Consider the following 16,938-nt stretch of genomic DNA (forward strand, 5'->3'; position numbering starts at 1 on the left):
CATGTCTTGAAGCTTTGTGCGGCGGCCCGCTTCACGAAGCCTTCAGGGGAGGCGCAGCCTTTCTTCAGGCTCGCTTTCGAGAATGAATGCAACCACCGACGCACCACGCGGCGCCTGTGGCTCCCTTCCCTTTCATCTCATCTTTCCCCAAGCATTCCATGCCTTCCCACCAAGCCTCGCTGCCCAAGACTTCGCCGCTGCGCACTGCGCTCCTTCTGTCCGCCCTGCTGCTGGCCGCCGCCGCGTCCATGCGTGCCAGCGCGGCCGACCACGGCAAGGACACCACGCGCCTGTACGTCGGCGGCGCCATCGGCCGCTCGAGCTACAGCCTGCCCTCGTCCTCGCGCGTGCCCGTGCCCTGGGGCGGCGAGAAGAACAGCAAGAGCGGCACCGCGTTCAAGGTCTATGGCGGCTACCGCTTCACCGACACCTTCGGCGTGGAAGGCGGCTATGCGCGGCTGGGCCGCGTGAAGCAGTGGAACACCAGCTACAGCGGATTCGGCGCGCACTCGGTGCTCGAGAACGGCACCGGCCAGGTGTTCTACGCGGCCGCCACCGCGCGGCTGCCGCTGGGCGAGTCGTTCGCGCTCAACGGCCGGCTCGGCGTGGCGCATGGCCGGGTCTCGGCCGGCAACAACCACCGCCTGTTCGGCGGCGACAGCATCGGCGGCAACGGCACGGGCCTCATGGCCGGCTTCGGCGCGGAATACGCCGTGACGCGCAATCTCTCGATCACCGCCGACTACGACTACTTCGGCAAGGTCTCGAAGCACGCCAAGACCGGCCTGCTGACCGTGGGCGTGCGCGCGAACTTCTGACGGCCCCGGGGCCTTCAGCCCGGCAGCGCCCAGCGGCCCAGCACCTCGTGCACGCCCTCGGCGCGCCGGCTGTCGATCAGCGCGAAGCTCGCGGCGGTCCAGCGCACCGGCTCGACCGTGGCGGGCTCCATCGCGCCGCGCATGTACGACAGCGTGAGGTGGGGCGTGAAGACGCGCCTGGGCGCGAAGCCCGCATCGGCCAGCACCTCGCCCAGGCGCTGCCGGAAGGCCGCGAGCGCGGCCAGCTTCGCCGTGGTCGCCGCCGAGCAGCACGCAGGCGCCCTTGGCGAAGCGCGCCACGCCGTCGAATGCCACCTCGAAGCGCGGCAGGTGCAGCCGCGAGGCGGCCGCGATCGCGAGCTCGACCTTGTCGCGCGGCAACTCTTCGTGCTCGCCCAGCTCATGCAGCGTGACGTGCAACCGGTCGGGCTCGACGTGCATGGCCCGCAGGTCCCGTTCCGCATGCCATTGCGCGCTCCAGGCCGCGATGCGCGCGGCATCTTCCTCGCCGGGATGGATCGCGAAGAACAACACATGCGCCGGCGGTGGCTTGCGCGGCGCGCGTTCGCCGGGCGTGGCGCGCGCACGGGTGCGCAGCGGTGGCGGCGGTGCGTCGATGCCGGGCAGCAGCAGTTGTTCGGGCGCGGGGGCGGTGCGGCGGGACTTCATGCGCGTCGGCCCTCGTGCGGGGACGGGGGCGCGCGGCGGCGGGTGTGGCGGATGGCGGCAGTCAAGCGTGGGGGCGCGTGCGGTGGCGGTCGAGGACCGCACGGCGGAAGGCATTCGTTGGGGGGCTGAATGGTGCAGGATGCCCGGCGCGATCCGGGACCGCCGCGCGAAGAAATTTCAGCGCGCCGCGCCGGACCATTCGCGCACGAAGGACTCGGGTGCGCGACGCTCGGGCGCGCGAGTCGCCTCCTTCGGCGTGCCGACGTAGAGGAAGCCCAGCAGCCGGTCCGCTTCGCCCAGGCCCAGCGCGCGCTGCACCCGCGGGTCGTAGCTGTTGAGCCCCGTGGCCCAGAAGCCGCCGTAGCCCAGCAGGTGCAGCGCGTTGAGCATGTTCATCGCGGCGGCGCCGACCGCCAGCACCTGTTCGGACTCGGGGATCTTGTGCGGCGCCAGCACGCGCGCGCAGATGGCGATCAGCAGCGGCGCGGCCATCGCCTTGTTGCGGAAGCGCTCGCCGTCTTCCTCGGGATCACGCTGGCGCGCGGCCTGCGCGAACACCTCGCCGAGCGCGAGGCGGGCCTCGCCGCGGATGATGATGAAGCGCCAGGTTGGAGCTGGCCGTGGTCGGGGGCGCGCAGCGAGGCCTGGAAGACGAGGTCGAGGTCCTGCGCCGAGGGTGCGGGGTCGGTCAGTGGCCAGGGGGAATGGCGTTGCAGCAGCAGGTCGAGCGCTTCGCGCCGGACGGAACGGGAGATGGAGGTGTCGGCGTGCATGTCGGCGTCCTTCGAAACGAAACGAGGAAGCCGCCCCGCGGGAATGACAGGTGCTGCAAGGGTTCAGTGGCGGGCTGTCCCGCCGCGTCGGGCGAGATGGCTGGCATCCGGGTCCTCGTCCGCGACGAAGACAGCGGTCACCAATGTTCGACGGGGCGGCGAACGAAAGGGCGTCGTATTCGGCGCCGCATTGCCCATGCACCGGGTGCGTCTAAGGCACCCGGTGCGTCTAAGGCACCCGGTGCGCGGACGCTCAGAAGTTCATGTCCTTCTCGACCTCCTGCAGCTTGCGCCGCGCCAGCGCCAGGTTCGACTTCGACTTGTCGAGCACGAAGTAGATGAACACCCCCTCCTTCTGCGCCATCGGGCGCAGCAGGTGGTACTGCTTGCCGAGCGTGATCAGGATGTCCTCGATGCTGTCGTTGAGACCAAGGGCGCGCATCGTCTTGAGCTTGGCGCGCATCACTTCGGTATTGCCGGCGGCCGCCACCTCGAGGTCGACGCCAGAGCCGATGGCGCCCAGCATCATGCCGCTGGTGGAGTCGACCACGGCGGCGCACAGTGCGCCGTCGGCGGTCAGGAGGTTGTCGAGGCTGTTCTGGATCGAGGCCATGTGTTCTTTTCCCTGTGAATGATCATGCGAATGAAAGGATGAAGCGGAGGCGTCGCATGCACCCCGTCTCCGCCGGCAATGGCGATCAGCGCGTCACGGCGCCTCGAGCGCCCGCACGCATGCGGCGGTCCGGTACCTCGCCTGCGCGAGCACCGCGTCGGCATTGGCGATGACGTTCACCACCAGTTCCGTCTCGCCGTTGCGCACCGGGCTGACGAGCGCGAAGCCCTTGTCGGTGGCCACGGTGATGCAGGTGCAACGACCGAGGCGCGCCTCCTGCGAGGCCACGGCGCCGATGGCGGCCATCGAACTGGCCATCGCGGCGATGCGCGAGGGGTCGAAGTCGCGCAGGCTGGCATGAGCGATCTCGAAGCCGTCGGGCGTGGCGACCACCACGGAGACGACGCCGCTCGTTTCGTCGAGCACGCCGCGGGCCTCGGCCGCGGCGCGCAGCTCGAGCGCGTGGGGAATCTTCATGGTGCGATCTCCTCGTCGATCACCTCGATCTGCATGAGCAGCGTTTCGATCAGGGCAACGACGTCGTCCTTGCGACGCGGGTCCATGGCGAGCACCGGCAGCACCAGGCCGCGGGCCGCGAGCGCGCCGGCGTAATCGTCGAGCGTGGGCGAAGGATGCGTGGGCAGCCGCGTGATGCCGAGCGCGCAAGGCATCTTCTCGAGCGCACCCGCGAAGCCATCGAGATAGGCCGCGAGGTCCGCCAGCGGATCGGGCCGGCTGTTGTCGATCAGGATCGCGAGGCCGAGCGCATCGCGCACCAGGATCTTCCACATGAAGTCGAAGCGGGCCTGTCCCGGCGTGCCGTACAGGCGCAGCCGGTCGCCGTTGTCCAGCGTCAGCTGGCCGAAATCGAGTCCCACCGTCGTGGTGGCCTTGGCCACCGAGCTGTCGGCATTGGCGACCTCGGTCCCGATGGGCTTGATGTCGCTGATGGCGGCGATGGCCGTGGTCTTGCCCACGCCCATCGGGCCCGTGAAGACGAGCTTGAAATCCCTCATGGCGCGCCGTCGCTCAGGACAGGCCCAGACGCCGGCGGATGCGCGAAAGCAGCCCCCGCTTCCGCTGCCGCGCATCGGCGGTCGTGGCCGCGCGAGGCACGCCGGGCAGTTCCGTGGCCCAGGCCAGGGCCCCTTCTTCCGCCAGCAGACGCAGGAAGGCGCGACATACCTCGACATCGACCTGGCCCAATGCGCCGAGGCTCTCGGCCGACTGCGCGCTCCTGGAGAGCGCCGCCGCCAGCCTGACATGGGCCGGGTGCCGCTGCAGCGTCGCCTGCGACGGCCAGCGGATCAGCGAGGCGCGCGCGCCGGCCTGCGTCGCGTCGTCGGGCAAGGCGTTGGGCGCGACCCGGTTGAGCAGTTCCACCACTTCTTCGGCATAGATGGGGCGCGCGAGCGAAGGGCTGGCCGGCACGGCGGCATCGCCGCGGCGAGCCACCATCGGCACCACGAAACGTGCCGGTGGCGCCTGCCGCTCGGCGGCAGGCCCGTCGCCATCGATCAGCAGCAGATCACAGGATTGCGATTCACTGACCGTCCAGCGCGAACGGAGATTGGAGCTGAGGCGGACGATGATTCTCAGGAGCTCGACCTCAACCGGAGGGAGCCCCATCACGCCCAGAACGAGTGGCATACCTTCTTCCCTGACTGTTTTTTTTGAATGGTTGCATATTGTTGTAGCCGTTAACCAAATGATGTACGTGTGTACAAATGATTCCGGAGATTCGGGCGAACACCGCGAATAAATCCACAACATTTGTTGCCGACGGGGCGACTTCAATGAGCGATCAGGAGAAACGTCACGGACCGCGCACGGCGAATGGAACGCGAATTCAGTCCTCGTCCAGCGCCCCAAAACGCTCCGCCAGAAAGTCCACCAGCGCCCGCACTGCCGGCAGCAGCCCGCGCCGCGAAGCGAACACCGCGTGGATGATCTCGCGCCGCGGCGCCCAGCCCTGGATCACGTGGATCAGCTCGCCGCGCGCGATCTGCTCGCGCACCATCATCGACGGCAGTTGCACCACACCCACGCCCGCCAGGGCCGCGGCGCGCAGCGCGAGCATGCCGCGGGTGACGAGGCGCGGCTGGTGGCGGATGGCCGCCTGCGCGCCGTCGGGGCCGATCAGGGTCCACACATGCTCGTGCTGCGGCAGGCCCAGGTCCATGCTCGGCAGGCCCGCGAGGTCGGCGGGCACGCGCGGGATGCCGCCCGACAGCAGTTGCGGATGCGCCACCAGGCACTGCCCGCGCTCGGCGAGCACGCGCATCACGAGTTCGCTGTCCTCGATCGGCGGCGGCCGCACGCGAATGGCGACGTCGACGCCCTCGCCCACCACGTCCACGCGGCGGTTGGTTTCCTCGAGATGGATCTGCACGCGCGGGTGCGCGACCATGAAGGCCGCCACCATGTCGCCGACATGCGTGTCGAGCAGCGCCACCGGACAGGTCATGCGCACCACGCCGCGCGGCTCGGCCTGGGTCAGCGCGATGGCCTCGTCGGCCGCGTCGGCCTCGACCAGCATCGCCTTGCAGTGGCCGTAGTAGGTCTGGCCCGGCTCGGTGACGGCGAAGCGCCGCGTCGAGCGCTGGATCAGGCGCGTGCCCAGGCGCTCCTCGAGCAGCGCGATGCGCCGGCTGAGCTTGGACTTGGGCATGCCCAGCGCGCGGCCCGCGGGCGCGAAACCGCCGTGGTCCACCACCTGCACGTAGTAGTAGAGGTCGTTCAGGTCCTTCATCGCTTGCACCCCTCATCGTTCACCGAATAGAACGCTGATGGCAAATATTGCCATCTACTGCATCCATCGTTCAACTCATATTCTCTATCTATCGGCCAGGACCCTCGTCCTGGCGACGCAAGGAGATGAAGATGAAGAAGGTTCTCGGTGTCTACAGCGCCCCTCGCACGCACTGGGTGGGCGACGGTTTTCCGGTGCGCTCGCTGTTCGGCTACGACGGCCTGGGCAAGCACCTGAGCCCGTTCCTGCTGCTCGACCATGCGGCGCCGACGTCCTTCGAACCGGCCGTCCGCCCGCGCGGCGTGGGCCAGCATCCGCACCGCGGTTTCGAGACCGTGACCATCGTCTACCAGGGCGAGGTCGAGCATCGCGACTCCACCGGCGCGGGCGGCCTGATCGGCCCGGGCGACGTGCAATGGATGACCGCCGGCGGCGGCATCCTGCACGAGGAGTTCCACTCGCGCGGCTTCACAGAGCGCGGCGGCACGATGGAGATGGTGCAGCTCTGGGTCAACCTGCCCGCGAAGGACAAGATGGCCGAGCCCGGCTACCAGACCCTGCTCGACGCGCAGATCCCGTCGGTGGACCTGCCCGAGGGCGCGGGCCGGTTGCGCGTGATCGCCGGCGAGTTCGACGGCCAGCGCGGCCCGGCACGGACCTTCACGCCGATGGACGTGTGGGACCTTCGCATCGCGCAGGGCCGCACCGGGCGCTTCGAGGCGAAGGAAGGCCACACGCTGGCGCTGGTGGTGCTGCGCGGCACGGTGCTGGTCAACGGCGAGACGATCGCGCGTGAAGGGCAACTGGTGCACCTGGACACCGCCGGCAGCGGCGTGGAGATCGAGGCCAACAGCGACGCGACGGTGCTGTGGCTGTCGGGCGAACCGATCGACGAGCCCGTGGTGGGCTACGGTCCGTTCGTGATGAACAGCGAGGCCGAGATCCGCCAGGCCATGGCCGACTTCAACGGCGGCCGCTTCGGGCGCATGCCGGCCTGAGCGATCGAGCCCCCGCGTTTCGAGAAGACGCGGGGGCTTTTCCATTCAGGGGCCGTCGCCGGCCCGCAGGTCCGATTCGCGCGTCACCGTCTTGGCCAGCAGCCGCAAGGTGCCCGCGCAGGCGGCGACCGCTTCGGACAGCACGCCGCTGCGCCGGTAGGCCAGCCCCAGGTCCATCGACGGCACCGCGCCCGCCATCGCCGTGCGGCGAATGCGGCCGCCGTCGTGCGACCACGGGCGGAACACCAGGTCCGACAGGATCGTGACGCCGACGTTCTGCGCGACCAGGCTGCGCACCGCCTCGATCGATTTGGTCCGGAACACGACCTTGGGCTCGAGCTTCGCCGCGCCCCAGTAGCGGCCCACGGTCTCCACGTGCTCGTCCATGTCGAGCAGCACGAACGGAAGCTCCGCAATCTCCTTCAATGACACCGACTGCCCGGTCGCCAACGGATGGTCGAGCGAGGTCCACAGGCGGCGCTGCGACTTCAGCAGGTTCTCGCGCCGGATGTCGGGCGCCTGCGAGAGGTTCGAGACCAGCACCACGGCGAGGTCGAACTCGCCGCTGCGCAGGCCCGCCTCGATTTCCTCGCGGTTGCGCTCGACCGGTTCGAACTCGATCAGCGGAAGTTGCCGGCGCATGGCGCCGATGATCTTCGGCAGCATGTATTCGGACACCGTGTCCGTGATGGCGATGCGCACGCGCCCTTCGACCGAGGACGCCGAGCCGTGGGTCTCTTCCACCGCCACTTCGAGCGTGCGCAGGATGTGCTGCGCATGGCGCAGGAAGCCTTCGCCATGCACCGTGAGCCGCAGCCCGTCGGAATGCCGCGTGAAGAGCTGGACCTTCAGCGCGGTCTCGAGATTGCGCAGCGAGGTCGTCAACGAGGGCTGGCTCACATAGCAGCGCTGCGCCGCGCGCGAGACCTGGCCGGTGTGGGCCGTGGCGACGAAGTGCTGCAGCTGCTTGATCGTGATCGACATAGAGCGATCCTATATCACTCTATTGATATTCAATATTTGAATTGACGCTGGCATTCGCCCATAGTCGCCCCGCACGACATTCCGGGCGCGAACGACGCCCCAGGCCCCGCCACTGGAGACACCATGCCCTCGACACCAAGAACAGCCCCCGGGCAAGACGCCCTGCTCCCTTCCGCCGCGCAACCGGGCCATGCGGGTCCCGGCCTGCTGAGCCGACTGGGCCTGCGCTTCACCGCCTGGGCCGAGCGCTGGTTCCCCGATGCCTACGTGTTCGCGGCCATCGCGGCGGCGGTGGTGGCGGTCGCGGCGCTGCTCAATGGATCGAGCCCGCTGGTCGTGGCCAAGTCCTTCGGCGACGGCTTCTGGAGCCTGATCGTCTTCACGATGCAGATGGCGCTGGTCGCGATCGGCGGCTACGTGGTCGCGACCTCGCCGCCGGCCGCGCGCTTCATCGGCCGCCTGGCCGCGGTGCCCGTGTCGGGGCGCCAGGCCATCGCCTACGTGGCGGCGATCAGCATGATCCTGTCGCTGTTCAACTGGGGCATCTCGCTGATCTTCAGCGCGCTCTACGTACGCGCCCTGGCGCGCCGGACCGAACTGCGCATGGACTACCGCGCCGCCGGCGCGGCCGCCTATCTCGGGCTGGGCGCGACCTGGGCGCTCGGCCTCAGTTCCTCGGCCGCGCAACTGCAGGCGAACGCCGCCAGCCTGCCCAAGAGCATCCTCGACATCACTGGCGTGATCCCGTTCAGCCAGACCATCTTCCTGTGGCAGTCGATGGTGATGGCGCTGGTGCTGATCACCGTCTCGGTCGCGATCGCGCTGTGGTCCGCGCCCACGGTCGAGAGCGCGGTCACGGCGCAGGACCTGGGCATCGACCTGACCGAGGCCAAGCCGGCAACGGACGCGACCGCCGCGCGGCGCCCCGGCGAATGGCTCGAGCGCAGCCCGTTGCTCACGCTGCTGCTGTGCGCGCTCGGCTTCGGCTGGCTCGCGCAGGAGTTCATGGCCAAGAGCCCGCTGATCGCGATCGCGGGGCTCAACACCTACAACCTGCTGTTCCTGATGATCGGCATGCTGCTGCACTGGCGCCCGCGCAGCTTTCTCGACGCCGTGTCGCGCTCGGTGCCCTCGACCGCGGGCGTGATCATCCAGTTTCCGCTCTACGGCGCCATCGCGGCCATGCTGACCGCCGCCAAGGGCGACGGCGGCCACACGCTGTCGGACCGCATCGCGCACCTGTTCGTGAGCATCTCCAGCGTCGACAGCTTCGCGGTGGTGATGGGCGCCTATTCCGCCATCCTGGGCTTCTTCATTCCCTCGGGCGGCGGCAAGTGGATCATCGAGGCGCCCTACGTCATGCAGGCGGCCAACGAGCTCAAGGTCCACCTCGGATGGGCGGTGCAGGTCTACAACGCGGCCGAGGCGCTGCCCAACCTGATCAACCCCTTCTGGATGCTGCCGCTGCTGGGCGTGCTCTCGCTGAAGGCGCGCGACATCGTCGGCTTCACCTTCCTGCAGCTGCTGGTGCATGCGCCGCTGGTGCTCTTCATGCTGTGGTTCCTGGGTCGCACGCTGAGCTACGTGGCACCCGTGATGCCTTGAACGCAGCGGGCACTCGAATGGACGCGGCCACGACGCAAACCAAGCCCCGGCTACTGCACGCTCTGCCGCTCGCGCTGCGGCACGCTCAACGAGGTGCGCGGCGACATGCTGGTGTCGGTGCGGCCCGACACGACACACCCGACCGGCCAGGCGATGTGCATGAAGGGCAAGGCCGCGCCCGAGCTCGTGCACAGTCCGCATCGCGTGCTGCATCCCATGCGCCGCACGCGGCCCAAGGGCGATCCGGATCCGGGCTGGGTGCGCATCGGCTGGGAAGAGGCGCTGGCCGAGACCGCCCAACGCCTGGGCGCCATCAAGGCCGAGAGCGGCGCCGAATCGGTGGTATTCGCGGTCACCACGCCGAGCGGCACGCCCCTGAGCGACAGCATCGACTGGATCGAGCGCTTCGTGCGCCTCTTCGGCAGCCCCAACATCTGCTACGCGACCGAGGTCTGCAACTGGCACAAGGACTTCGCCCATGCCTTCACCTTCGGCGGCGGCATGCCACCGGCCGACTATGCGCAGGCCGAGCTGATCGTGCTGTGGGGCCACAACCCCACCAACACCTGGCTGGCGCAGGCCAATGCCATCGCGAAGGGCCGAGCGAAAGGCGCGCGGATGATCGTGGTCGATCCGCGTCCCACGGCGCTGGCGCGCCAGGCCGACGTGCTGGCTGCCGGTGCGGCCCGGCACCGACGCGGCGCTCGCGCTCGGGCTGATCCGCCTGTTGATCGAGGACGAGCGCTTCGACGCAGACTTCGTGCGCGACTGGACCAATGCGCCGCTGCTGGTGCGCGACGACGACGGGCATCTGCTGCGCGAGCGCGACCTGCGGCCCGATGCCGAGGGCGACCGCTTCATGGTCTGGAGCGATGCGGACCAGGGGGCCGTGCCCTACGACACCGCTCGGGCCGCACGAGCTCGAGGCTCGGCCCACTTCCGCCTGCGCGGTGCTGTCACGCTGACGGCGAAGAACGGCCAGCGCATCGCGTGTCGCCCGGCCTTCGATCTGCTGGCGCAGGCCTGCGCCGCCTGGACACCGCAGGAGGTGGAACGCATCACCGGCGTGCCCGAAGCCCCGCTGCGCGCCGCGGCCGAACTGTTCGGCGGCGGGCACCGCACGGCCTATCACGCCTGGACCGGCATCGGCCAGCACACCAACGCGACCCAGTCGGAACGCGCGGTCGCCACCCTGTACGCGCTGTGCGGCAGCTTCGATCGCATCGGCGGCAACCGCGTGCGCACCGGTCCGCGCGTCAACACGGTCAATGCGCTCTCGCTGCTGCCCGATGCGCAGCGCGCCAAAGCGCTCGGCCTGAAGGAACGGCCGATCGGCCCGCCCGCCCATGGCTGGGTGACCGCGCGCGACACCTATCGCGCGATCGTCGAGGGCGAGCCCTACAAGGTGCGCGCGATGATGGCCTTCGGCACCAACCTGCCGGTCTCGCAGGCCGACACCGCGCTCGCGCAGCAGGCGCTGTCGCAGCTCGAGTTCCACGTGCACTGCGACCTGTTCGAGACGCCGGCCGCGCGCCATGCCGACATCCTGCTGCCGATCGACACGCCCTGGGAGCGCGAGGGCCTGCGCATCGGCTTCGAGATCGACGACCGCGCGGCCGGCTGGGTGCAACTGCGCCAGCGCATGGTGGCACCGCGCGGGGAATCGCGTTCCGACAACGAGGTGCTGTTCGATCTCGCGCAACGCCTCGGCATGGGCGAGGCATTCTTCGGCGGCCGCCTGGAGGCCGGATGGAACCACATCCTCGAGCCGCTGGGTCTCACGGTGGCGCAGTTGCGCGAGCGGCCCGAAGGCGTGGCCTGCGACATCGACGCGGCTGAACGGAAGTACGCGCGCGAAACGCCCACCGGCGTGCGAGGCTTCGACACGCCCACGCGCCGCGTCGAGCTCTATTCCGAAACCCTGCTGCGCCACGGCCAGCCGCCCGTGGCGCGCTTCGTCGAGCCCGCCGACACGCCGCGCGACACCAGGGCGACCGGACAGGGCCGCTTTCCCTATGTGCTGAGCTCGGCCAAGAACGGCCTCTACTGCCACAGCCAGCATCGCAGCCTGCCCTCGCTGCGCAGGCGCGCGCCCGAGCCGGTGGCCGAGCTGAGTCCCGCGCTCGCGAAGGGCAAGCACATCGTCGACGGGGACTGGGTGCGCATCCGCACGCGCGTGGGCGAGGCCCGCTTCGTCGCGCGCCTCGCGCCCGGCCTGGCCGACGATGTCGTCGTGGCCGAGTTCGGCTGGTGGCAAGGCTGCAGCGAACTGGACCGCGAGGGCCTGCCGGTCGATGGTGCGTCGAGCAGCAATTTCAATGCGCTGATCTCGGCCGACCATTGCGATCCGGTCAGCGGCTCGGTGCCGCACCGCTCCTTTCTCTGCGACATCGAACGCGATCCCGCCACGGCGTTGCGACAGCGCGCATGGACCGGCATGCGCCGCTTTCGCATCGACGCACTGCGGCCCGAGGCCGAAGGCGTGCTGGGCATCCACTTCGCGCCCGTCGACGGTGGCGCCCTGCCCGACTACCGGCCCGGCCAGCATGTGGAACTCAAGCTCGATCCCGGCGATGGCACGCCGGTCTCGCGTGCCTATTCGCTCACCGGTGCGGCCGAGCAAGAGGATCGGCGCGGCTACAGCATCGCGGTGCGGCACCAGCGCGGCCGCGCGGCCGACGGCACGCCGTACCAGGGGCGCATGTCGGGCCACCTGCATCGCGAGTTGAAGCTCGGCGACACCGTCGAGCTGCGGGCACCGTCGGGTGGCTTCGTGATTCCGCGCCGTTCGTCCCAGCCGCTGGTGCTGTTCGCGGGCGGCATCGGCATCACGCCGTTCATCAGCCTGCTCGAGTCGCTGCCCGATGGCGCCGAAGGCCCCACGATCGAGCTCTATTACGCCAACCAGAACAGCGCGACGCATGCCTTCCGCGAACGCATCGCGCAGCACCGCGCGCGCCTGCCCCGGCTGCGGGTGATCGACCACTACAACGCGCCGCTGCCCGAGGACCGCCCCGGCATCGACTACCAGTCGGACCGCTTCATCGATGCCGGCGTGGTGGACGACGCGCTGATCGCGCAACGCGCACGCTTCTACCTGTGCGGCCCGCCCGCCATGATGGACAGCGTCATCGCGGGCCTGGTGGCGCGCGGCGTACCGCGCTTCGACATCTTCAGCGAGGTGTTCCGCTCGCCCGCGACGCCGCCGACCGATGGCCCCCAGCAGTTCGAGGTCCGCTTCGCGCGCTCGGGCCGCGGGCCGGCCACCTGGACGCCCCGGCAAGGCACCTTGCTGAGCTTCGGCGAATCGCTGGGTCTGCCACTGCCCAGCGGCTGCCGCGTGGGGCAATGCGAAAGCTGCGCCGTGCGCCTGATCGCCGGCAAGGTCGCGCACCTGCATGGCCGCGAACCCGAAGACCCGGCCGTGTGCCTGACATGCCAGGCCGTGCCGCTCGAAGACCTCGTGCTCGATGCATGAGCCCCGACCTCCGTTTAGCCGCCACAGTCCCATGAGAACCATCGATACCGAAACCACCCGCCGCGCCCTGCGCTTCGAGCGCCTGATCCCCGCGCTGCGCGACATGTTCGTCGCCGGCTGCGAAGTGCCATTGCGGCATGTGCATGCGCTTGCGGGCCAGGCCGAGCAACCGGGCGGGACCGTGCTGATCATGCCGGCGTGGCAGGAGGGTCGCTACCTGGGTATCAAGACGGTGAACATCTTCCCGGGCAATGCCGAGCGCGGCCTGCCCGGGCTGTTCTCGACCTACACGCTCTACGACGCGCGCACGGGCGAGCCGCTGGCGCAGATCGATGGCAACGAGATCACCTCGCGCCGCACGGCCGCCGCATCGGCCCTCGCGGCCTCCTACCTCGCACCCGTGGAAGCGCGCAGCCTGCTCGTCGTCGGTTGCGGCCGTGTCGGTGGCCTCGTCCCCGAGGCGTTTCGCACCGTGCGGCCGATCGAGCGCATCGCAGTCTGGGATCGCAACGAAGTGGCGGCGAAGGAACTCGCCGCGCGCCTCCACGCGCAAGATATCGATGCGTTCGTCGCCGCCGACCTCGCCCAGGCCGCGAGCGAGGCCGACATCGTGAGCTGCGCCACGCTCGCGACGCAGCCGGTGATCGAGGGCGCCTGGCTGCGGCCGCACGGCCACCTCGACCTGATCGGCAGCTTCACGCCGCAGATGCGCGAGGCCGACGACGCCGCGTTCGCCGGCGCGAAGCTCTTCATCGACACGCGGGAGGCGCTGCAGAAGAGCGGCGAACTGCTCGGGCCGATGTCGCGCGGCGTGTTCGCGGCGGCGGACGTGGCGGGAGAGCTGGCCGACCTCGCCGCCGGCCGGGTCCAGGGACGAACCGAGTCCGATGGACGGACCGTCTTCAAGGCCGTGGGCACGGCGCTCGAGGACCTCGCGGCGGCGATCCTCGTCTACGAGAGCGTTGAAACCGCGTGAGGAGCGGGGTCTCGATCTCCAGACCAAATTGACAAAATAGATCAATACTGTAAAGCTCGACGCCTGTCCTTGCGGGACGGCGGCCGGGCTTCGTGGTGCGTCGATCGGCGGGGGCCTTGAACACCACCCTCACCGTCGAACTCGCCCATGCCTTCGCTGTCCCCGATCTCCTTCGGCCTCGCCGGAGTTTCCCGCTGATGGCCCCGCCCCCGGACCGGCGCGTCGCGATCATGGAGGCCGCGATCGGCGTCTTCCTGCGCTGCGGGTATCGCAAGACCTCGATGGACGACCTTGCGCGCGCCGCCGGCATCTCGCGCCAGGGCCTCTACCTGCACTTCAGCGCGAAGGACGAACTCTTCAAGCAGGCCGTCACCTGGTTCGCCGAACGCGGCCTCGCGGCCATGCGCGCCGCGCTGGCGCGCGAGGAGTTGCCGATCGAGGAGCGGCTGGTCGGCGCCTTCGCGGCGCTGCATGCGCAGAACGACGGTTCGCAGATGTCGCTCGAGCACATGAACGAGATCGTCGCGACCGCGCGCGAGCTGGTCGGCCCGGTGCTCGAGGAGTTCGACCAGGCCGTTCCCAAGGAACTGGCACGCGCCATCCAGTCCGCCGGCGACGCCGTGCCCTGGCGCGGCGCCGGCCTCACGGCCAAGGCGCTCGCGCAGCACCTGTATGCCGCATCGCACGGCCTCAAGCACTACGCCCGCACGCCGGCCGAGTACCAGGCCGGCATCCGCACCGCCGTGCGCCTCGTCTGCGGCCGTCCCGGCCCGGCGGCCGGCGCCTGAGCCCCTTCCACCTGTTCACGAACGGAGTCCTCGCCATGTCCACCTTCTCGCTTTGCGCCTGCGGTTCGCGACCCACGGCCCATCCCCAGTCGCCGCAGCAGCGCAACGGCGTCTATCGCAACGTCGTGCCGCGCACGCCGATGGGTTTTCTGAAGACCGTGGCGATCGGCTGGCGGGTCCTGACCGGCAAGAGCGACACCACCGTGCCGAGCACGCCGATTCCGGTGCGGCCGCAGACGACCGCGGCGCTGCTGGAAGCGCCCGATCGCAGCCTCTACCGCCTCGGCCATTCGACCCTGCTGCTCAAGCTCGACGGCGAGTTCTGGCTCACCGACCCCGTGTTCTCCGAGCGCGCTTCGCCGGTGCAATGGGCCGGCCCCAAGCGCTTCCATGCGCCGCCGATCGATATCGACGAGTTGCCCCCGATCAAGGGCGTGATCCTCTCGCACGACCACTTCGACCACCTGGACCGCGCCGCCATCGCGCGGCTCGCGCCCAAGGTCGAGGTGTTCGTCACCCCGCTCGGCGTGGGCGACCGCCTGATCGGCTGGGGCGTCGACCCGGCGCGGGTGCGGCAGCTCGACTGGTGGGACGAGACCACCGTCGGCGGCATCCGCCTCGCGGCCGTGCCCGCGCAGCATTTCTCGGGCCGCACCCTGCTCGACGAGGACCGCACCCTCTGGGCCTCGTGGGTGATCCTGTCCGGCGACCTGCGGCTCTTCTTCAGCGGCGACACCGGCTACCACGCCGACTTCAAGACCATCGGCGACCGCTACGGCCCCTTCGACGTGACCATGCTCGAGACCGGTGCCTACGACAGGCAATGGGCCGAGGTCCACATGCAGCCCGAACAGACGCTGCAGGCCCACCTCGACCTGCGCGGGCACTGGCTGCTGCCGGTGCACAACGGCACCTTCGACCTGGCGATGCATGCATGGAACGAACCCTTCGAGCGCATCCAGGCGCTGGCACAGGCGAGCGATGTGAAGCTGGCCACGCCGGTGATGGGGGAACGGGTGGCGTTGGAGGCGCCGCGCACGGGGCATGCGTGGTGGGCGACCGGAGGGAACTGAGGGGCATCGCAGCGTCGGCATTGGGATATCGGTAAATTCCGATATGATCGACGCATGGAACTGCTCGAAGTCTTCAAGGCCCTCTCGAACCGGACGCGCCTCGACATCCTCAAGGGCTTGAAGGACCCCGCGAAGAACTTCCCTCCGCAGGACGAAGGCGACGTCCTGACGGTGGGCGTCTGCGTCAGCAGCATCCAGGAAGGCGTCGGGTTGTCGCAGTCGACGGTGTCGGACTACCTGGCGACCCTGCAGCGAGCGGGCCTGGTCGAAGTCCGGCGCATCGGCCAGTGGACCTACTACAAGCGCAACGAGGCAACCATCAGCGCCCTTGCCGAGCTCATCGGCAAGGAGCTTTGACCTTTTTTTTACCCTGAAACATCGGAAATTCCCGATATCCCTTTTTATAGAAATGAAGGACATACCATGAAAGCACTGCAACTCACATCGTTCGGTGGCCCCGAATCGTTCGAACTGTGCGACCTGCCCCTCCCTGTGCCCCAGGCGGGACAGATCCTGGTCCGGGTCCACGCGACCTCCATCAATCCGCTCGATTACCAGGTCCGACGCGGTGACTATCCCGATCTGGTGCCACTGCCGGCCATCACCGGCCACGACGTATCGGGTGTTGTGGAAGAAGTCGGGCCGGGCGTGACGGCCTTCTCTCCCGGAGACGAGGTCTGGTACACGCCGCAGATCTTCGACGGGCCGGGCAGCTATGCCGAGTACCACGTGGCCGCCCAAGGCATCGTCGGAAAGAAGCCCTCCTCGCTGAGCCATCTCGAGGCGGCCAGCCTGACCCTGGTGGGCGGCACGGCATGGGAAGCGCTGGTCGTGCGCGCGGCGCTAAGGGTTGGCGAAAGCATCCTCGTGCACGGCGGCGCGGGAGGCGTCGGCCATGTGGCGATCCAGCTCGCCAGGGCCATGGGAGCGCGGGTGTTCACGACCGTGCGCGAAGCCAACTTCGAGTTCGCACGCAGCCTGGGCGCCGACGCGCTCATCGACTACGAGAAGGAGGACTACGTCGACGCCGTCCTGCGCGAAACCGGTGGCCGCGGCGTCGATGTCGTGTTCGACACCATCGGCGGCGACACCCTGTCGCGCAGCCCCGACGCGCTGGCCCAACTGGGCCGCGTCGTCAGCATCGTGGACATCGCCCGGCCGCAGAACCTCGTCCAGGCCTGGGGCAAGAACGCGAGCTACCACTTCGTCTTCACCAGGCAGAACCGCGGCAAGCTCGATGAGTTGAGCGCCCTGATCGAGCGCGGGCAGCTACGGCCGCATGTGGGCGCCGTCTATTCGCTGGCAGATATTCCGCTTGCCCATGCGCGGCTGGAAAGTCCCAACAACGGGGTGCGGGGAAAGATCGCGATCGAGGTCGTGCCCGCGGCCTCTTGAAGGCCGATGGGGTTTT

17 protein-coding genes and 2 pseudogenes are annotated in these 16,938 nt (G+C 69.2%); 10 read left to right on the top strand and 9 right to left on the bottom strand.

The window, feature by feature from the left end:
- Nucleotides 1–158 precede the first annotated feature (158 nt).
- The gene (locus ACHMXE_RS27800; protein WP_395352644.1) at nucleotides 159–818 is read left to right on the top strand and encodes an outer membrane beta-barrel protein; all 660 of its coding nucleotides are present in this window, start codon (nucleotides 159–161) and stop codon (nucleotides 816–818) included.
- Nucleotides 819–832: 14 nt separating this feature from the next.
- Here the strand turns inward: ACHMXE_RS27800 and ACHMXE_RS27805 are convergent, their stop codons facing one another.
- From ACHMXE_RS27805 to ACHMXE_RS27840, 8 genes and pseudogenes are all read right to left on the bottom strand, one after another.
- Complete coding sequence (locus ACHMXE_RS27805; RefSeq protein WP_395352646.1) at nucleotides 833–1,024, bottom strand: hypothetical protein; 192 nt, start codon at nucleotides 1,022–1,024, stop codon at nucleotides 833–835.
- 139 nt (nucleotides 1,025–1,163) lie between these two features.
- Nucleotides 1,164–1,601: pseudogene (locus ACHMXE_RS27810) on the bottom strand (2'-5' RNA ligase family protein); the annotation flags it as partial.
- 63 nt (nucleotides 1,602–1,664) lie between these two features.
- A complete protein-coding gene (locus ACHMXE_RS27815; protein WP_395352648.1) occupies nucleotides 1,665–2,045 on the bottom strand; it encodes a nitroreductase family protein in 381 nt (126 codons plus the stop codon).
- Between the two features lie 468 nt (nucleotides 2,046–2,513).
- Nucleotides 2,514–2,873, bottom strand: coding sequence for a hypothetical protein (locus ACHMXE_RS27820; RefSeq protein ID WP_203205987.1), 360 nt, complete (start codon nucleotides 2,871–2,873; stop codon nucleotides 2,514–2,516).
- Between the two features lie 93 nt (nucleotides 2,874–2,966).
- Nucleotides 2,967–3,350: a roadblock/LC7 domain-containing protein gene (locus ACHMXE_RS27825; RefSeq protein WP_395352650.1), complete on the bottom strand. Its 384-nt coding sequence runs from the start codon at nucleotides 3,348–3,350 to the stop codon at nucleotides 2,967–2,969.
- Nucleotides 3,347–3,889 carry a GTP-binding protein gene (locus ACHMXE_RS27830; protein WP_395352652.1) on the bottom strand — a complete coding sequence of 181 codons (543 nt, stop codon included), beginning with the start codon at nucleotides 3,887–3,889 and terminating at the stop codon, nucleotides 3,347–3,349. Before ACHMXE_RS27830 ends, ACHMXE_RS27825 begins: the two co-directional genes overlap by 4 nt.
- A gap of 13 nt (nucleotides 3,890–3,902) precedes the next feature.
- Nucleotides 3,903–4,523, bottom strand: a complete 621-nt coding sequence (locus tag ACHMXE_RS27835; RefSeq protein ID WP_395352654.1) for a hypothetical protein — start codon at nucleotides 4,521–4,523, stop codon at nucleotides 3,903–3,905.
- Nucleotides 4,524–4,722: 199 nt separating this feature from the next.
- Complete coding sequence (locus ACHMXE_RS27840) at nucleotides 4,723–5,625, bottom strand: LysR family transcriptional regulator (protein WP_395352656.1); 903 nt, start codon at nucleotides 5,623–5,625, stop codon at nucleotides 4,723–4,725.
- 131 nt (nucleotides 5,626–5,756) lie between these two features.
- Here ACHMXE_RS27840 and ACHMXE_RS27845 point away from each other — a divergent pair, with 131 nt between their 5' ends.
- Nucleotides 5,757–6,623: a pirin family protein gene (locus tag ACHMXE_RS27845; RefSeq protein ID WP_395352658.1), complete on the top strand. Its 867-nt coding sequence runs from the start codon at nucleotides 5,757–5,759 to the stop codon at nucleotides 6,621–6,623.
- Nucleotides 6,624–6,668: 45 nt separating this feature from the next.
- On the opposite strand, the gene ACHMXE_RS27850 is transcribed toward ACHMXE_RS27845, so the two are convergent.
- Nucleotides 6,669–7,607: a LysR family transcriptional regulator gene (locus ACHMXE_RS27850; RefSeq protein ID WP_395352660.1), complete on the bottom strand. Its 939-nt coding sequence runs from the start codon at nucleotides 7,605–7,607 to the stop codon at nucleotides 6,669–6,671.
- 123 nt (nucleotides 7,608–7,730) lie between these two features.
- Between ACHMXE_RS27850 and ACHMXE_RS27855 the strand changes: the two genes are divergently transcribed.
- From ACHMXE_RS27855 to ACHMXE_RS27890, 8 genes and pseudogenes are all read left to right on the top strand, one after another.
- Nucleotides 7,731–9,212: a short-chain fatty acid transporter gene (locus ACHMXE_RS27855; RefSeq protein ID WP_395352662.1), complete on the top strand. Its 1,482-nt coding sequence runs from the start codon at nucleotides 7,731–7,733 to the stop codon at nucleotides 9,210–9,212.
- 105 nt (nucleotides 9,213–9,317) lie between these two features.
- A pseudogene (locus ACHMXE_RS27860) lies at nucleotides 9,318–9,812 on the top strand (molybdopterin-dependent oxidoreductase); the annotation flags it as partial.
- A gap of 79 nt (nucleotides 9,813–9,891) precedes the next feature.
- Complete coding sequence (locus ACHMXE_RS27865) at nucleotides 9,892–12,690, top strand: molybdopterin dinucleotide binding domain-containing protein (RefSeq protein WP_395352665.1); 2,799 nt, start codon at nucleotides 9,892–9,894, stop codon at nucleotides 12,688–12,690.
- A 31-nt stretch (nucleotides 12,691–12,721) separates the two neighbouring features.
- The gene (locus ACHMXE_RS27870; protein WP_395352667.1) at nucleotides 12,722–13,666 is read left to right on the top strand and encodes an ornithine cyclodeaminase family protein; all 945 of its coding nucleotides are present in this window, start codon (nucleotides 12,722–12,724) and stop codon (nucleotides 13,664–13,666) included.
- Nucleotides 13,667–13,863: 197 nt separating this feature from the next.
- Nucleotides 13,864–14,454 (top strand): TetR/AcrR family transcriptional regulator, encoded by a 591-nt coding sequence (locus ACHMXE_RS27875; protein ID WP_395352669.1) that lies wholly within the window; start codon nucleotides 13,864–13,866, stop codon nucleotides 14,452–14,454.
- A gap of 35 nt (nucleotides 14,455–14,489) precedes the next feature.
- Nucleotides 14,490–15,527, top strand: coding sequence for an MBL fold metallo-hydrolase (locus ACHMXE_RS27880; RefSeq protein WP_395352671.1), 1,038 nt, complete (start codon nucleotides 14,490–14,492; stop codon nucleotides 15,525–15,527).
- Nucleotides 15,528–15,581: 54 nt separating this feature from the next.
- Nucleotides 15,582–15,884 carry an ArsR/SmtB family transcription factor gene (locus tag ACHMXE_RS27885; protein ID WP_395352673.1) on the top strand — a complete coding sequence of 101 codons (303 nt, stop codon included), beginning with the start codon at nucleotides 15,582–15,584 and terminating at the stop codon, nucleotides 15,882–15,884.
- A gap of 66 nt (nucleotides 15,885–15,950) precedes the next feature.
- Nucleotides 15,951–16,922 carry a zinc-dependent alcohol dehydrogenase family protein gene (locus tag ACHMXE_RS27890; RefSeq protein WP_395352676.1) on the top strand — a complete coding sequence of 324 codons (972 nt, stop codon included), beginning with the start codon at nucleotides 15,951–15,953 and terminating at the stop codon, nucleotides 16,920–16,922.
- Nucleotides 16,923–16,938 lie beyond the last annotated feature (16 nt).

Origin of the sequence: Variovorax sp. UC122_21 (genome assembly GCF_044056785.1) — a bacterium.
In the GTDB taxonomy this organism is placed as follows: Bacteria; Pseudomonadota; Gammaproteobacteria; order Burkholderiales; family Burkholderiaceae_C; genus Variovorax.

Excerpts from the sequence above, each read along its gene's own strand:
- ACHMXE_RS27870 (WP_395352667.1), top strand. The coding sequence starts at position 12,722 with ATGAGAACCATCGATACCGAAACCACCCGCCGCGCCCTGCGCTTCGAG.
- ACHMXE_RS27830 (WP_395352652.1), bottom strand. The coding sequence starts at position 3,889 with ATGAGGGATTTCAAGCTCGTCTTCACGGGCCCGATGGGCGTGGGCAAG.
- ACHMXE_RS27845 (WP_395352658.1), top strand. The coding sequence starts at position 5,757 with ATGAAGAAGGTTCTCGGTGTCTACAGCGCCCCTCGCACGCACTGGGTG.
- ACHMXE_RS27800 (WP_395352644.1), top strand. The coding sequence starts at position 159 with ATGCCTTCCCACCAAGCCTCGCTGCCCAAGACTTCGCCGCTGCGCACT.
- ACHMXE_RS27875 (WP_395352669.1), top strand. The coding sequence starts at position 13,864 with ATGGCCCCGCCCCCGGACCGGCGCGTCGCGATCATGGAGGCCGCGATC.
- ACHMXE_RS27820 (WP_203205987.1), bottom strand. The coding sequence starts at position 2,873 with ATGGCCTCGATCCAGAACAGCCTCGACAACCTCCTGACCGCCGACGGC.
- ACHMXE_RS27840 (WP_395352656.1), bottom strand. The coding sequence starts at position 5,625 with ATGAAGGACCTGAACGACCTCTACTACTACGTGCAGGTGGTGGACCAC.
- ACHMXE_RS27885 (WP_395352673.1), top strand. The coding sequence starts at position 15,582 with ATGGAACTGCTCGAAGTCTTCAAGGCCCTCTCGAACCGGACGCGCCTC.
- ACHMXE_RS27850 (WP_395352660.1), bottom strand. The coding sequence starts at position 7,607 with ATGTCGATCACGATCAAGCAGCTGCAGCACTTCGTCGCCACGGCCCAC.
- ACHMXE_RS27880 (WP_395352671.1), top strand. The coding sequence starts at position 14,490 with ATGTCCACCTTCTCGCTTTGCGCCTGCGGTTCGCGACCCACGGCCCAT.
- ACHMXE_RS27890 (WP_395352676.1), top strand. The coding sequence starts at position 15,951 with ATGAAAGCACTGCAACTCACATCGTTCGGTGGCCCCGAATCGTTCGAA.
- ACHMXE_RS27825 (WP_395352650.1), bottom strand. The coding sequence starts at position 3,350 with ATGAAGATTCCCCACGCGCTCGAGCTGCGCGCCGCGGCCGAGGCCCGC.
- ACHMXE_RS27855 (WP_395352662.1), top strand. The coding sequence starts at position 7,731 with ATGCCCTCGACACCAAGAACAGCCCCCGGGCAAGACGCCCTGCTCCCT.
- ACHMXE_RS27835 (WP_395352654.1), bottom strand. The coding sequence starts at position 4,523 with ATGCCACTCGTTCTGGGCGTGATGGGGCTCCCTCCGGTTGAGGTCGAG.